Here is a 15616-nt window from a genome sequence, read left to right as displayed (position 1 = left end):
ATTAAAACTCCAAACTCCAAACTCCCCACTCCAAACTATTTTTTTTGCCATTTTTGAATAGCATCCTGAGCATCTTCGTAAGCGCCTGTTTCCTCTGGCACTAAAGCAGCAGTCGCAATTGCGGCATTAAGTTCTCCTTCTGTGGCGCGACGCTTGGCCAAGTCTAAAATTTTCTCACTCCAGCTATTGATCGATTTTTGGGCAGTATCGAAGCCTGGTTGACCCGATGGTACTTTCTTCGCAACTTCGATCGCACGATTGTAGGTAGATGCCTGTCCAGACTTAATTAAGGCATTAGCTGCATCTAAAAGAGTTTTGTTACTTACATACTGCTTGCCCTCTAACCGCCACAGGTTAATTACTGCTTGTGCTTTGGCATAGGGGGCTTCATCTTTGGTGATTAATCGAGCGGCTGCAATCGCGCTAGCATACTGTCTTTGTTTAGCACGTCCCTCTGCTAAATCTAAAATCATTTGGCTCCAAATCTTAATATTCTCCTGAGCTTGATCGTAGAGTGGTTCACCAGGTCGAATTTTCCGGGCTGTAGCGATCGCCATGCTCAAATCACTAGCCTGAGTTTGTCTGAGCGACATCTTGGCCAAATCTAATACTGCTTGATTCCGCTTTTCTGGCTCGGAACTAGTAGTTATTTGGGCGCTAGATTGATTTTTAAGTCTAATTGGTGGAGTGCGGCTTGGTAAATTCTCGATAACCTGGCGATCGCTTGTAGCAGCATTAGGTGATGTGCTTGATATTTGCTTAATTTTAAAAGTTTCTTGATTACGGAGAAAAACTACGGCGATTAAACCTGCTACTAGCAGGCTGCCTCCACCCCATAAAATAAACTGTTTCCAAAAAGGAATGTTTGGCTGATTCGATGGCAATCGAGAGACGTAACCTTTAGAGGAATTGGGAATAAATCTTCCGCTCGGCACTCCTAAAGAAGTTTCTGCCATTGGCTGGGAAACTAAGCCAGTAGCTGACTCCTTTTCCTTTCCTTGTTTACCTTTAGATTTTTCGACCTTGAGAGCCTTCAGCTGTTGGGAAGAGTTCACAGTAGCTTCTCCCCATCTGCCCCGTTCTGCTGAAGTTTTAGGGTAATCGTCGAGAGGAGGAGCCGCACGGGCAATAGCAAAGGATTCTTCAGGATAAATCACCGGTTCTGATTGCAAGTCGCTTTCCATTGCCAATTTTGGCAAGATTACCTGCTGCCTTGATGGGATAATAGTGGCAGGGTTTTGGACAGGACGCCAGTGGTGGTGACATACTTTTGGCACAATCAGGCTTAGGTAGCTTTCTAAATCTGCCAAGTTGTTGCCATTACCAGAACGTAAAGCTTCTAACAAAACTGCTGTAAAGAATCCGTGACCTAATTCGCTACTTTCATGGGAAAATTGCTCAGGTTGACAAGAAAGAATGGTCGCGAATTGTAGTTCTTGGGCTAATTCTATTGTTTCTTCACCAACGGGAGCATCCGCTTGAGTGCCAAAAGCGCGGTTGATATCGAGTAGTAGCAATACATTTAGATCAGCAAGTTGCAGACTTTGCATTAGCGATCGCAATTCTATACCAGTCTCTTGCACTAGTTCGGGGTTGCCCTCTGCTGGCATTAAGTAATCTTTGCCTTTGTAGTTGACTCCATAACCGCTAAAAAATAACCACAAATAATCTTCTGGTTGCCAACTTGTCGCTGCCAAATCCTCAAGCAGCAGCAAAATATTCTCTTTAGTAGGATAAGTTGATCTATCCCCAATCGGCGGCGAGGTATCCGTCATTAGCAAGCAGTGTTTGGGGAGAAAACCTGCCTCTGTCACCAAAAAATCCTCTAATGCTTCAGCATCTGCTTGGGCACAACTTAAAGGTTGAAATAACTGATATTGATTGATGCCAATTGCGATCGCCCAGTAATTTGCCATCCCGCTATTTGTCAGTTATTGTTTGCTGGTCTTAAAATTGCGGTTGGCTTTGCCCAAAAAACAAAGCTAACCTATGTTTTATAATCTAGGTGATTCTGATTGAATCTTAAGTTAAAATGTAATTTTTATTACTTAGATAGACCGGAAAATACCTTTTACCTAAATTCAATAAAAGATCATTACTAAGGAGATAGAAGGTTATGAGCAAAATTCCTGCTCACCTACCATCATCGATCACTCCCTTTTCAGTTATTAGCCAAATTGCCAGAAGAATCCGGATAATTCCTTTAGTAGTTTTGCTTATATCTACTGTTCCTGCGTGGTTTTTGATGGAAGCGATCGCACCTCAGGTTGTGCGAGCTTACACCGCTAGAGTTGATCTAGCTATTGACCGCCTGCCAGATGAAAACTATGAAACCATTCTCAGAAGGGCAGAAGCAGCCGCTAGAGCAGCTGCTCAACGGAGTTTCGACCAAGATATCTTGGTGACAGATGTTTCAATCATTGTGTCCGTACAAAATAATGGCTCGATCGCACCAGTTCTGGCATTAGATGTCAGTCGTCCCGAATGGCGATCGCGTCCCGATGCTCAAAATTGGGCAACTTACTTCAAAACTGCGCGATCGCTACTTTACTTGGAAAATAGCCAGGACTTACCCAAAAAATAGCCGAAACCCTAATTTCAGTAGAGGCAATTCATTAATTGCCTTTACTGTTGTCCTTCGCGTCAGTGGATGGCCTAGAATAGTAAGGTTGTCAAGAATCGCAATATCTGCTGACATGGCTGTTCCTAAGAAGAAAACTTCAAAATCAAAACGAGATAAACGTCGAGCTACCTGGAGGCATAAAGCCGTCGTCGAAGCTCAGAAAGCCCTGTCTTTGGGCAAATCAATTTTGACTGGACGTTCTACATTTGTATATCCAGCTGCTGAAGAAGAGGAAGAAGAGTCATAATTTCCCAGTCAGGAAAAGCGTGGACAGCACGGATAGATTTGATTACCAAAGTCATCAATCAAACTTTTTAATACTGGATCAATGCTTTTTTTAGCTTTCCTGATTGCATTATGAATCTTAGGTACTCTACACAAGCTCATTAGATCGAAAAAATTGGTAGTGAGTAATTGGGAATATCCATTACCCATTACCTATCATTTACGAGTAACGATCAAGTAATCATATAAAGAATCAAACATTTGGTGCCGTTGGCAACTAAGCAAAAAAGCTTGTACACATTTTGAGAAAACTTATTTTTCTCTAACTATGCTAGGAAAATTTTTTCAGAAACCAGGGAAGGAAGAGGGTGAACGCGTCCCTCCTGGTCAACACTTAGCTAAAGGTTTCCCCGTATTAACTTACGGTGCAACTCCCCAAGTCACCATTGAGGAATGGGAATTTCGAGTTTGGGGTTTGGCAAAACCTGCTACTTTTAAGTGGTCAGACTTTATGGCGCTGCCTCAACAGGAATTTACGGCAGACTTTCACTGTGTAACGCGCTGGTCTAAACTGGATGTCAAATGGACTGGCATAAAAGTAACAGATTTCATGGGTCTGATTGAACTAGACCCTAAAGTAGCCCATATTATGGAACACTGTTACGGCGGCTACACTACCAATATTTCTATAGAAGATTTTATGCGCGAAGAAAACTTCTTTGCTTTTAAAGTCTTTGGTGAACCCCTTCCATCTGAACACGGTGGGCCGATGCGGCTAGTTGTTCCCCACCTCTATGCTTGGAAAAGTGCTAAGTGGATTAATGGTTTGGAATTTTTAGCTGCTGAAGAACTTGGTTTTTGGGAGCGCAATGGCTACCATCGCCGTGGTGAACCCTGGGCTGAGGAGCGTTACAGTAACGCTTTTGGGTTTTAATAGTTAGGAGAGACGCGATTAATCGCGTCTGTCTGTACAAGTCATAACTTTTAACCCAAAAGTTTCTTGATTAAAGGCAATTTGCCCTGATATGGCGCGTATCGCCATTTTAAATCAAGCCAGAAAGAGTTTTGCAATACACTTTTGTTATGGGAAAAGGTGTCAAAACTTGCTTTGCCGTGATAATTGCCAATACCGCTATCTCCCACCCCACCAAATGGTAAAGACGAGACACCAACCTGCATCACTGTGTCATTAATACAAACTCCACCAGAGGAAGTTTCCTGCAAAACTCGATTTTGTAGATTTTTGTTTTGAGAAAATAAGTATAACGCCAAGGGTTTAGATTTAGAGTTAATCAAGGCGATCGCTTCTGCAATGTCGGTATATTCAATAATGGGTAGAATGGGGCCAAAAATTTCTTCCTGCATTATAGAATCTTCTAACGAGACATTATCAATTACTGTGGGGGCTATATAACACTCTGAAGGTTGAGTTTCTCCACCAACGATAATTTCACCATCTTTGAGAAAGTTAACCAATCTATCAAAGTGTTTTTGACTAATAATCCTGGCATAATCAGGACTGTTTACAGGATTATCACCATAAAATTCCCTTACACATTTTTCCAGCCCATCTATTAAATCTTTTTTGATTTTTTTATTAACTAAAAGATAGTCAGGGGCGACACAAGTTTGTCCAGCATTCATAAATTTGCCCCAAGTAATTCGTCTAACAGTGTGTTCAAGATTAATATCAGTATCTACTATACAAGGGCTTTTACCACCCAATTCTAAAGTAACTGGTGTGAGATATTTTGCTGCTGCTGCCATAACGATTTTGCCGATGGCTGTACCACCAGTAAAAAAGATATGGTCAAACTTTTCTGCCAGTAGTTTTTGACTTACTTCCACGTCTCCTTCAATTACTGCAATATAAGCAGGATCGAAATGTTTAGCAATAATCTTAGCAATGACATCAGACGTATGAGAAGCAATTTCTGAAGGTTTGATAATTGTACAATTTCCGGCTGCGATCGCACCTACTAATGGTGAGATAATTAACTGAAATGGATAGTTCCAAGGGCCAATAATTAAAACAATCCCTAACGGTTCTGGATAAATTCTCGCCGAGTAGGAAAAAAAATCAAAAGAAACGGGTGCTTTTTTGGGCTTAGTCCAGTTTTTGAGGTGTTTTATGGCATAATCGATTTCTTTTTTGATGACGCCAATTTCTGTAACGTAAGTCTCCAATTCTGGTTTATGTAAATCTGCTTTTAATGCCTCGACTATTAACTGTTCATCCTCAATAATTGCTTGCTTAAGATTTTTAAGCTGCTCAATGCGAAAAGTGACATTTTTAGTTTTACCACTATTAAAAAACTCACGCTGATTCTGGATAATATTGCCAACGTTATATAATTCAGTAGTAATCATTATTTTTTCTAGGATAGACAAAACTATTTATTTAAAATAATCGTTGCTATATTAATATATTTATTCGTCTATTTTTAGAATTTGAATTTATAGCTAAAACTTCTAGTTCAATGAAATAAATTTATAAATTATGAATTATTATATGAAATAATTCATAATTTATAATTGCTAATTTTCTCCTTTTTGAGTAGGTAAAAGGACAATAAAAACACTCCCTTTGCCCAACTCAGAATTTAGCAAAATCATGCCTTGGTGTGCCTCGACAATTCGGCGAGCAAGGTAGAGTCCTAGTCCACTACCAGAACTCTTGTGGCTACCTTGACGAAATCGTTCAAATATGGTGGCTTGTTCTTCAGCAGGAATACCCGGCCCTGTATCCGCTATCTTAATACTAATATATTCAACAGAATTGGATTTCTCTGATAACTGAGATTGACTATTTTTATCAAACTGGTGTTGAGAAGTTAAACGAATAGTAACAGACCCAGAGTCGGTAAATTTGATCGCATTGCCTATAAGATTGGTAAATAGACGATGCAGTTCTAAGCGATCGCCCATTACTGTTTTTGTGCTTAATTCCTCAGTAAGGTCTAAATTTAGAGACAGTGTTTTTTCTTGAGCTAAAGGTGCTAATTCTCCAATCACCTCCTCTAACAATTGGGCCAGATTAACTGGTTGAAACGCCAAAGTTTTGCGACCTGCTTCAAAGCGATAAACTTCTAATAAGGTATTAACCATAGAAAGCAGGTTTACATTGCTACGGGCCATGATAGCGATTACTTCCTGCATTTGCGGTGATAATGTTCCCAATGCGCCTTGTTGAAATAGCATTAACATGCGATCGGCGGCTACCAAGGGAGTGCGTAAATCGTGGGTGAGGCGGGAGACAAAATCTTCTCGCTGGCGGGCAATTTCATCACGTTCATCCATACTATGCTTTAAGCGCAGGAGCGATCGCACTCGTGCCAGCAATTCATCTACTGTTACAGGTTTGCGGATAAAATCATCAGCGCCCAAGTCTAATCCGTGGGCGACGTTGGGCGCATCGTGGGCAGTAATTAGCAGTATGGGGATGTATTGTGCCAATTTCATATCTCCACGAATGTGCTTGGTGACTTCGTACCCATCCATATCTGGCATCATCAGATCCAGCAGAACCAAGTCACAAGGAGAAGCTTTCAATTCTGCCAAGGCTGAAATCCCATTTTCTGCGGTGCTAATGGTGTAACCTTCTTCTTCCAAAATAGTTTTGATCAAAAACACGTTATCAGGAGAGTCATCAACAACTAGAATTTTGTCAGAGCGAGAAGATTGTGAAGTCATATAGATGCAAGATATGAGGTAAAAGTAAATTTTTGTAAGACTAGCTGTATTTGTAACAATTTGTCTGCCAAGTTTTTTGTAAACCTCCCTACCTAAGAAGTATTTTTTACTATTAAATTATGGCTGGTAAAATTTTAGCTTTGGATGCAGCAAATGATTGAATAACTTATGGAGACTTTGATGTATCGGTTTCGGTAAGGAACTAGAGATATAATTGCATGGGCGATCGCCCAAGAGTTAAGAGTGCCTTCTGAGTTTCTTAGGGCAACATACTTCTTATGGTAGAGTGAGCTTTCCCGTATGTAGGATAAAATCTGTCCAGCATTCTGCACAATTTGTTTTCAAAATTAAAGCATAGAGGAAACCGTTGCCTTCTTCACAACTAGCCACTTGTGTCTGAATCGTTCTCTTTTGCTGGCTCCGGCAGAAATTTTAGAGATTTTTTGAGTAAAATCCAATCTAGATAGAATGCAAGAATCTGCATTTTCAGAAAGTGGTTGAGGCGTTGGAAGCTTTCATCCCTCAGTAGCCATGCCCAGATTTTTTTCAGCAGTAGTACTAGGATTATTTCAACAGATTTCTTGAGAATCAGAGTAATTAATATTTCTAACATTGCGATCGCCTCAGTTGCTTGACTGAGTTCAATGTCGCAATTTTGTTTTGTAGTTATTTATTTGACTTGTAGTGACTTAGACTGACTTATCTTGACATCTCATGACTTGCCGTAATTCCCTTGAAACGCACGCTAAACTGAACTGAAAGCCGATTTTACAATAGGTGATATGTCGTTACCAAAAGACTTCTTTACACAACTAGAGCAATACAGCGAATTGTCAAATAGAGAAAAGGCAGTTTTTGTGGAAATCTTTGGTAATAGCAAGAGCCGAGTCGAAGTGACACAAACGCTTAACATCTCTGACAGCAATCTCAGCAGTTGCCTGACGGGGATTTACAAAAAGTTTAGTATCAGTGGCAGTGGGCCTGTGAAAGAAAGCCGCTTGCGGGAATATCTCCAAAAGCGATATTCACAACAGAAATCTTCTGATAACTCAAATGCTGATATTGCAGAGGATGATATTGATGTTGTAGTTCAAGAAATCCGGGAAAAGATCAAATCCAGCATTAAAGAGAAATGTGGAAAGATGCGCGTGCTGGATATGGATCAGCCTATTAAGTTAACCGGAGAGCGAGGCATCTATACTAACGTCAACATTCTGGAGAAAACCACAAAACGCAGGCGAGTGAAAATTGGGCAACTGCTGCAAAAGTTTGATCAGGAGGACTTTGATCATTTTGGACTTCACGAACCTAGTGAGAAGCGAGTGCCAGGGCTGCAAGCAGTGCAGCATCACAATAAACTAATGGTTTTAGGTAAACCGGGCGCGGGAAAGACTACATTTTTGAAGTATTTAGCGATGCACTGCATCGAAGGGCAGTTTTTGACAAACCGAGTTCCCGTGTTTATCATCCTCAAGGACTTCGCACAAGATCCTAAACAGTTAGATATTCTCCAGTACATTACTCAACAATTATTTATCTGTGGTATTCACAATAGCAACGTGAAAACTGAGCAACTGTTGAGACAGAGTAAAGTTTTGCTTTTATTGGATGGTCTGGATGAAGTTAGGGAAGAGGATACAAAGCGTGTTTTATGGCAAACTCGGAAGATTTACGAACAATTCCACACCAATCAATTTGTTATAACCTGTAGGATAGCTGCCAAAGAATGCACCTTTGAACAGTTTACGGAAGTGGAAGTGGCAGATTTTGACAAAGAACAGATTGCTATTTTTGCTCACAACTGGTTTCGTCTAAACTGCCAAGTCAAAGCTGAAAAATTTGTTGAAAAACTACAAGCTAACAAACGTATTTTTGAACTGGCAACTAATCCACTATTGCTAACCTTACTGTGTCTGGTATTTGAGGAAAACGAAGATTTTCCAGCAAACCGTTCAGAACTTTATAAAGAAGGGTTAGATATATTGCTTAAGAAATGGGATGCTAAACGTAACATTGAGCGCAATCAAGTTTATAAAAATTTATCGTTGTACTGTAAAGAAGATTTACTAAGCGAAATTGCTTTTACTACCTTTGAGCATAAAGACTATTTCTTTAAACAAAAAACTGTAGAGTCATATATCGCCGAGTTTCTCAGTAATTTAAAAATTGCTAATTTAAAACCAGAGGTTTTGAGACTTGATAGCGAAGCAATTTTGAAATCTATTGAAGCCCAGCATGGGTTACTGGTGGAAAGAGCAAAAGGAATTTATTCTTTTTCACATTTAACTTTTCAAGAGTATTTTTGTGCTAGAAAAATTGTCGCTATTTTAGCGTATGAAAATTTAGTAAAGCATATAAATGAAAAACGCTGGCAGGAAGTCTTTTTACTAACAGCTGGACTTATGCAAAATGCAGATACTTTAGTATTAGCAATGAAGCAAAACATTGATGGATTAGCTGCTTCAGATGAGGAAGTACAGCATTTCTTAGAATGGCTTGATTGTAAATCTAGTTCATTTGGATATTTTTACAAGCCGTCGGCTATCAGAGCATTGTATTTTAAAATGACTTTAGATGGTGAACAAAATAAATTAGATAATACTCTTGGATTGGATTCAGAAAATATATATGATTTAGATAATGCTCTTGGATGGGATTCAGAAGATACTTTAGATGATGTAGAGATAGATTGGTTACTCAATGAGGCTCTCACAAATACTCTTGTTCTTAGTGATGACTTAGATAACGCTTTTTTTCAAGGTCTTGATGCTAGTGATATTCTTGATGAAACTATTGATAAATCATCCCGTGGAAAAGCGTTAGTTGCTCGGGATGATGCTTGGTGTAATATATCTGATATTGACGATTATCTTGGTAATGCTATTAGTTTAGCTGCTTCTTTTCAATCAAAATTGAAAACGGAGTTGGAGTTACTAAGAGATAAACTCAATGAGGCAATACCAGAATGGGAAAACCTATTTGAAGAACTAGAAGTATTTGGAGAATGGTGGCACGAAAATAGTCAAGCCTGGACTGAGCAACTAACAGCTTTGATGATTGAACATCGCAATATTGGTCATAACTGGCAGTTCAATTATAGACAAGCGAAACTACTACAGCAGTATTATAATAGTAACAAGCTCCTGGTAAACTGCTTAAACAGCGATTGTAATATTAGTGAGAAAGTTAAACAGCAAATTGAGCATAACTTGCTATTACCAATAAGTAAATTAGAAACATAAAATAACACAAATATTTTCTAATTTCAAATTTTAAACTTTTATTTTAACAAACTCGATAATTGAGTTTGGCACTTCTGCAAATCACGTCTCTAGGAGTTTCGAGAATCTATTCTTGGTAACTTCTCAATTCCGGAGATTAGTTTGTGATGAATTAGAACAAAAAGTACCTCTGTGCCATTGGTAAAACTGTCGCCGGTTCGCAAATCAGCAACTCACCATCTGCCCTAACTTGGTATGTTTCTGGATCAACTTCAATGTGAGGTAATGCATCATTCAGCTTCATATCCCGCTTGCTTAATTGGCGTGTCCCAGAAACTGCAACTGCTGACTTTTGTAAACCTAGCTGGCTGGGAATTTCTTTCTCTAAAGCTGCTTGGGAAACAAAAGTTAATGATGTGGCATGACGCGCCCTTGCAAAACTACCAAACATCGGTCGCATATACACTGGTTGCGGTGTGGGAATACTGGCGTTAGCATCGCCCATTTGCGCCCATGCAATCATTCCGCCTTTAATCACTATCTCTGGTTTCACGCCAAAAAATGCCGGACGCCACAAACACAAATCTGCTAATTTTCCCTCTTCTACTGAACCCACATATTCAGCAATTCCGTGAGCGATCGCAGGGTTAATTGTATACTTAGCAACATACCTTCTTGCTCTAAAGTTGTCTGCTTTTTGCTCAGTTCCTTGTAGGTTAAGAGTTCCCCGTTGTACCTTCATTTTGTGAGATGTCTGCCAGGTGCGAATTATCACCTCGCCCACTCTTCCCATCGCCTGGGAGTCGGAAGAAATCATGCTAAATGCGCCTAAGTCGTGCAAAATATCTTCAGCAGCAATGGTTTCCCGACGGATGCGAGATTCGGCAAAAGCGACATCTTCAGCGATCGCTGGGTCAAGGTGATGGCATACCATCAACATATCCAGGTGTTCGTCTAAGGTGTTTATAGTATAAGGACGTGTGGGATTAGTGGAAGATGGCAGGACATTGGCTTGGCTACAAACTTTGATGATATCTGGTGCGTGTCCGCCGCCTGCGCCTTCGGTATGGTACGTGTGGATGACACGATTCTTGAAAGCGGCGATCGTATCTTCGACAAATCCGGCTTCGTTCAGAGTATCAGTATGAATCGCTACTTGCACATCATAAGCATCAGCAACGCTGAGACAAGTATCAATTGCTGCGGGTGTGGTTCCCCAGTCTTCATGAAGTTTTAACCCCATTACACCGGCGGCTACTTGTTCTACAAGTCCTTGGGGTTGACTGGCGTTACCTTTGCCCAAAAATCCTAAGTTGACGGGAAAAGCATCAGCAGCTTGCAGCATTCGGTAAATATTCCAAGGGCCGGGGGTGCAGGTAGTGGCATTTGTACCCGTAGCTGGGCCAGTACCACCGCCGATCATGGTGGTAATACCGGAAGCGATCGCTACTTCAATTTGTTGGGGACAAATAAAATGAATATGGGCATCAATACCGCCAGCAGTGAGAATCATTCCTTCACCAGCTAAGGCTTCGGTTCCAGGGCCGATAATAATATCTACATTATCTTGAATATAAGGATTTCCGGCTTTACCAATTTTGAAAATCTTGCCATCTTTAATGCCGATATCTGCTTTGACAATACCCCACCAATCGAGAATTAAGGCATTAGTAATTACTAAATCTACAGCACCATCGGCGTTAGAAATTGGGGATTGTCCCATTCCGTCTCTGATAACTTTTCCGCCGCCAAATTTCACTTCATCGCCGTAGGTGGTGAAATCTTGTTCAACTTCAATAAATAATTCTGTGTCTGCAAGTCGGATGCGATCGCCTACTGTTGGGCCGTAGGTTTCGGCGTAGGCGCGGCGATCCATTCTGTAAGGCATATAAAATCCTTTTTTTTAACGCAAAGGTACGCGGAGGGAAGCGCAGAGGTACGCAGAGGGTTTTTAGAGGTTTCCGTTAATTTTGGCGTTGAAGCCGTAGACTTGGCGAGTACCAACGAGGGGGATTAGAGTTATTTCTTTTTTGTCGCCTGGTTCAAAGCGGACTGCTGTTCCGGCGGGGATATCGAGGCGCATTCCTCGCGCTTGTTCTCTGTCAAAGTTTAAGGCGGTGTTGACTTCATAAAAGTGATAATGGGAACCGACTTGTATGGGGCGATCGCCTGTATTTGAAACTTGCAATTTTATAGTAGGACGACCAACATTTAGTTCTATTTCACCTGCTGGTGTGATAATTTCCCCAGGAATCATAATAAATTCAAAAATTAACGAATTGGATTATGTACTGTAACTAACTTTGTGCCATCAGGAAAAGTTGCTTCTACCTGTACGTCATGCACCATTTCAGGTATCCCTTCCATGACATCATTTCGCGTCAATAGAGTTGTACCATAACTCATTAATTCAGCCACAGTTTGCCCATCCCTTGCACCTTCTAAAATAGCAGCAGAAATATAAGCGATCGCTTCGGGATAATTCAGTTTTAAACCCCTTGCTTTACGTCTTTCTGCTAATAAAGCAGCAGTAAAAATTAATAGCTTATCTTTTTCCTGCGGCGTAAGTTGCATTCTTGCCTTTTCCTTCGCGTCCTTCGCGCCTTCGTGGTTCGTTTAAAGCTGCCACACTCTTGGTATACAATTACCACGATTCAAAAAAGAAACTCGTAGCAATTGCCAAACATTAATAAACCAGTTTCTCACCTCAGATGTAGAAGCACCGCGATATCGACACAATAATCCATGTTGTAACCGACTAACACCCGCTTCTCCTTCCCCATCCCATAAATTTCGCGTTTTTTCGACAATTTCTGATGAAACTGCACCACCAACCCAAACTAGACTACCTACAATTGGTTTTCCAGCCAAACCGTGGGGACTATGAAAAGTTTCTTCGCTACCCCCTAACCATTGCCGATCAATCCATAAAGGAATACCTTCTTGCCAAATTTCCGTGTGCGATCGCCATTCTCCTTGCAAGAATTTTTCTCCTCTAGCACTGCGACCAAATCGGGTAATTTCCCAACCTAACCAACTGCCCCCGGTTGCTAATTCTACCCGCAAATCTTGCCGATAAATCGCACCGTTAAATAAAATTGTCTCTTGCGGCAACCACTCTAAACAAGCGCCAGCGTCAACTTGCATTTGGATGGTTTGTCTAGCTTGCAAGCCATTACTGCGATATATCTTACTTGCAGCAGCTGTAGTAATTAAGGCTTGGGTTTGGGGTTGGAGGTGGATATTAGAGGATAAGCGATCGCCTCCCACCATTCCCCCAGCCGTGTGTAAAATGACGCTATGACAAATTTCCCCTTCTGGATAAAATGGGCGTTGTACCTTCAGGGGCGCTTGTTGGTGATTGTAAATTAATTGGGTTTTACCCTGGCGATCGGCATAAACTAAATTAAGTTTGCCATGCCAACCTTCTGCTATTTCTGAGTTGCAGATCATTTATAAATTTTTATTTTTAAATTACTTCACCAAGGTGTACGCTAGTACGATAGACCATATAGACAAAACCATTTTTATCACGAAAGCGCTGATATAACTCTTGAAAATTATCAATAAGCTGTTCGTATACCGACCCTTCACGCGGTAAATAAGAAACACTCATTGCTCGTCCAATAAATCCAGTTAAATCTAACTGTTGTCTATAAGTAAAATTATATTCACGGATGTTGATAAAATGAGGAGTTACTAATAGTGGCTCTACCGACTGCATTCGAGATTCTGCTGGATGATTATCAGATGCTTCGCGGACTATTCGGCTATATTCTGTAGTTAAGGCATCTTCTTGATCGCGATTATTCCACACCACAGCCAAGCGTGCTGATGGTTTTAAAATGCGGTGGAATTCCAATAAAGTTGGTTCGGGATTGAACCAGTGGAAAGCTTGAAAACAAGTAACTAAATCAACTGAATTATCAGGTAGTTGGGTAAGTTCTGCTGTTCCATCACGAAACTCTATCAAAGGATGTGCCTGGGCAGCTTCTCGCATCGCCGCGTTTGGTTCTATAGCTATGACATTAACTCCCCGTTCAGCTAACAGTCTTGAAGCAATTCCTGTACCTGCACCAATATCTGCTGCTACGAGTTGTGAATTTTCACCTAATCCTTCCAAGATAATATCAACTGCATTTGCGGGGTAACTTGGTCGATATTTTACATAATCCTCTGCTCTGTCAGAAAATCGGTTGAGTGGGTTTAAGGTATGTAAGGGCGTTGTTTCAGGATTAATTTGGCTCATAGGTCTTTATGGAAAAGTAGAAGTGCTTAGGCGTAGCCCATTGTAGAGATCGCTGTTGTTCAGAAAAGCGATATCATAAAAATTAAAGCGCTCTAAACAGTAACATCTACACACAATAATGGAAAGATTGCTAAACATCCACGTTGAGAAATTACCTGAAGGCGTTTATTTAGCAACATCTGATGAGCTTCAAGGTTTAGTAGCTCAAGGACGGACTGTTTCTGAAACTTTAGAAATTGCTCGTGATGTAGCGCGTAAGTTATTAGAAGCACAATCTCAGGATCAAGAACTAGATTATTTGCAACCAATAGCTGAACAATTTAACTATCCTTTAGTTGTAGGTCAGTAGTCAATTCATGGGACGGCTAGCTGGCTTTAGCTACAGACAGATTATCAAAATCTTAAAAACCTTTGGCTTTGTTTTTCATCGTCAAGCCGCAGGGAGTCATGAAATCTGGTTTAATCCTGAAACTAATCTTTACACTACTATTCCCAATCATTCTGGTGATATGCCAGAAGGAACATTACGTGCGATTTTAAAGCAAGCTGGTATTGAACCTGAAGATTTTATTAACTGCTCTTAATAATAAAGGGCGTTTGTATTCATTTTAATTAAGCTTGTTTTTACTATTCTAACCAAGCTACCAAATCAGCAACTTCCGAAAAATCAAGCAACTCTTCGCCCAACTCCTCTAACTGTTCGGCAGATAGATTCCGAACCTGCTCAACTAACAATCCATCAATCTCACCAAAGCGTCGTTTAAGCTGACGACTAATCAATTTAAACGCTTCTTTTTGAACGATATCTTGATAAATTACAGACTCTTTCATAATATCCTCCCGCAAAAATTGCCGAACTAAATCCTTTTCAAACCGCAAACCCGCCAGAATTTCTACACAACCCGCGATATTTTGTCGCTCCTCCCCATCTGGAAGCGGCTTGTTCAGGCACTTATGGCAGTAAAATTTGTGAAGAGTCACTTCGCGTCTGCTAAAGATAACAGCGTTGGATTAACTAAAAATAGTGTTGAATGTTGCTACCAGACACGAAGCACGCCAAGAAAATTATTTGAGTTTAGAAAAATTACAAAAAGTGGCTAGTTTTTGAGAAAAGTAGCTGCTTTTACGAAATAAAAAATATTAATAGATAAGCTATTTAAACGTATAAAAAATGATTGCACAAAAATAAGGTATTAATATCCAATAATCTTGCCCAATGTTGGATAGATATATCTAACAATCCTATTCTTTTTTCCACTTCGGAATGTATATAAGGACTTATTGACAATTGCTGTCTAAACTTACTTGTAATAGATGTTAATTCACAAGCATCAGCATATCTTAAAAAAACAAGCTGATCTTTTATATCTGGACTTAAGCTTTTATCATTATCAACTGCATCAATAAAATTTTCTAGTCTTTGCTCAATATTTTTCCTGGCATAACTTGCTTGTGTTTCTATATAATTCATGGTTAATGTCATTAAATATTCATATTATAACTGCTATTTTTATACTGTTCATTCATTAGCAGAATATTTGTACTACTATTTTTGCGCCCTTAGCCTCCGGCAACAGCTTCATCAAAGACAGTTCAAACAAAAAA

Annotated in this window: 16 protein-coding genes and 1 pseudogene; 6 read left to right on the top strand and 11 right to left on the bottom strand. The window is 40.1% G+C overall.

Annotated elements, in window-relative coordinates:
• Positions 1-35: 35 nt before the first annotated feature.
• On the bottom strand, positions 36-1916 hold the full coding sequence (locus tag RMZ43_RS21875; RefSeq protein ID WP_322655714.1) for a caspase family protein: 1881 nt from the start codon (positions 1914-1916) through the stop codon (positions 36-38).
• Between the two features lie 200 nt (positions 1917-2116).
• Between RMZ43_RS21875 and RMZ43_RS21870 the strand changes: the two genes are divergently transcribed.
• The 3 genes from RMZ43_RS21870 (at position 2117) to RMZ43_RS21860 (ending at position 3782) form a co-directional block, all read left to right on the top strand.
• Positions 2117-2584: a hypothetical protein gene (locus RMZ43_RS21870; protein WP_322647046.1), complete on the top strand. Its 468-nt coding sequence runs from the start codon at positions 2117-2119 to the stop codon at positions 2582-2584.
• A 112-nt stretch (positions 2585-2696) separates the two neighbouring features.
• Positions 2697-2870, top strand: coding sequence for a 50S ribosomal protein L32 (rpmF, locus tag RMZ43_RS21865; protein ID WP_094328804.1), 174 nt, complete (start codon positions 2697-2699; stop codon positions 2868-2870).
• A 306-nt stretch (positions 2871-3176) separates the two neighbouring features.
• Positions 3177-3782 (top strand): sulfite oxidase-like oxidoreductase, encoded by a 606-nt coding sequence (locus tag RMZ43_RS21860; RefSeq protein ID WP_322647047.1) that lies wholly within the window; start codon positions 3177-3179, stop codon positions 3780-3782.
• 50 nt (positions 3783-3832) lie between these two features.
• Here RMZ43_RS21860 and RMZ43_RS21855 read toward each other — a convergent pair whose 3' ends face one another.
• The 3 genes from RMZ43_RS21855 to RMZ43_RS21845 form a co-directional block, all read right to left on the bottom strand.
• A complete protein-coding gene (locus RMZ43_RS21855; protein WP_322655713.1) occupies positions 3833-5218 on the bottom strand; it encodes an aldehyde dehydrogenase in 1386 nt (461 codons plus the stop codon).
• Between the two features lie 168 nt (positions 5219-5386).
• Complete coding sequence (locus tag RMZ43_RS21850; protein ID WP_322655712.1) at positions 5387-6541, bottom strand: ATP-binding response regulator; 1155 nt, start codon at positions 6539-6541, stop codon at positions 5387-5389.
• Positions 6542-6923: 382 nt separating this feature from the next.
• Entirely contained in the window at positions 6924-7154 is a 231-nt protein-coding gene (locus RMZ43_RS21845) for a hypothetical protein (RefSeq protein ID WP_322655711.1), read from the bottom strand.
• A 169-nt stretch (positions 7155-7323) separates the two neighbouring features.
• On the opposite strand from RMZ43_RS21845, the gene RMZ43_RS21840 reads away from it, so the two are divergent.
• Entirely contained in the window at positions 7324-9783 is a 2460-nt protein-coding gene (locus RMZ43_RS21840; protein ID WP_322655710.1) for an NACHT domain-containing protein, read from the top strand.
• A 151-nt stretch (positions 9784-9934) separates the two neighbouring features.
• Here the strand turns inward: RMZ43_RS21840 and ureC are convergent, their stop codons facing one another.
• From ureC to RMZ43_RS21815, 5 genes are all read right to left on the bottom strand, one after another.
• A complete protein-coding gene (gene ureC / locus RMZ43_RS21835) occupies positions 9935-11650 on the bottom strand; it encodes an urease subunit alpha (protein ID WP_322647051.1) in 1716 nt (571 codons plus the stop codon).
• 63 nt (positions 11651-11713) lie between these two features.
• On the bottom strand, positions 11714-12019 hold the full coding sequence (locus RMZ43_RS21830) for an urease subunit beta (RefSeq protein ID WP_322647052.1): 306 nt from the start codon (positions 12017-12019) through the stop codon (positions 11714-11716).
• Between the two features lie 14 nt (positions 12020-12033).
• Positions 12034-12336 (bottom strand): urease subunit gamma, encoded by a 303-nt coding sequence (gene ureA, locus RMZ43_RS21825; RefSeq protein ID WP_322647053.1) that lies wholly within the window; start codon positions 12334-12336, stop codon positions 12034-12036.
• Between the two features lie 42 nt (positions 12337-12378).
• Complete coding sequence (locus tag RMZ43_RS21820) at positions 12379-13215, bottom strand: urease accessory protein UreD (RefSeq protein ID WP_322647054.1); 837 nt, start codon at positions 13213-13215, stop codon at positions 12379-12381.
• A gap of 16 nt (positions 13216-13231) precedes the next feature.
• The gene (locus tag RMZ43_RS21815; protein WP_322647055.1) at positions 13232-14011 is read right to left on the bottom strand and encodes a class I SAM-dependent methyltransferase; all 780 of its coding nucleotides are present in this window, start codon (positions 14009-14011) and stop codon (positions 13232-13234) included.
• A 118-nt stretch (positions 14012-14129) separates the two neighbouring features.
• Between RMZ43_RS21815 and RMZ43_RS21810 the strand changes: the two genes are divergently transcribed.
• Together RMZ43_RS21810 and RMZ43_RS21805 are read left to right on the top strand one after the other, a co-directional pair.
• Positions 14130-14360 (top strand): type II toxin-antitoxin system HicB family antitoxin, encoded by a 231-nt coding sequence (locus RMZ43_RS21810; protein WP_322647056.1) that lies wholly within the window; start codon positions 14130-14132, stop codon positions 14358-14360.
• Positions 14361-14367: 7 nt separating this feature from the next.
• Positions 14368-14595, top strand: coding sequence for a type II toxin-antitoxin system HicA family toxin (locus RMZ43_RS21805; protein ID WP_322647057.1), 228 nt, complete (start codon positions 14368-14370; stop codon positions 14593-14595).
• 43 nt (positions 14596-14638) lie between these two features.
• Here the strand turns inward: RMZ43_RS21805 and RMZ43_RS21800 are convergent.
• Positions 14639-14947, bottom strand: a pseudogene (locus RMZ43_RS21800) (DUF4351 domain-containing protein); the annotation flags it as partial.
• A 220-nt stretch (positions 14948-15167) separates the two neighbouring features.
• The gene (locus tag RMZ43_RS21795) at positions 15168-15482 is read right to left on the bottom strand and encodes a hypothetical protein (RefSeq protein WP_322647059.1); all 315 of its coding nucleotides are present in this window, start codon (positions 15480-15482) and stop codon (positions 15168-15170) included.
• Positions 15483-15616: the final 134 nt, after the last annotated feature.

It is taken from the genome of Nostoc sp. CmiVER01, from assembly GCF_034531135.2.
In the GTDB taxonomy this organism is placed as follows: domain Bacteria; phylum Cyanobacteriota; class Cyanobacteriia; order Cyanobacteriales; family Nostocaceae; genus Nostoc.
The sequence above is the reverse complement of the archived record's forward strand: the minus strand, read 5'-3'. Positions and strand labels throughout refer to the sequence as shown.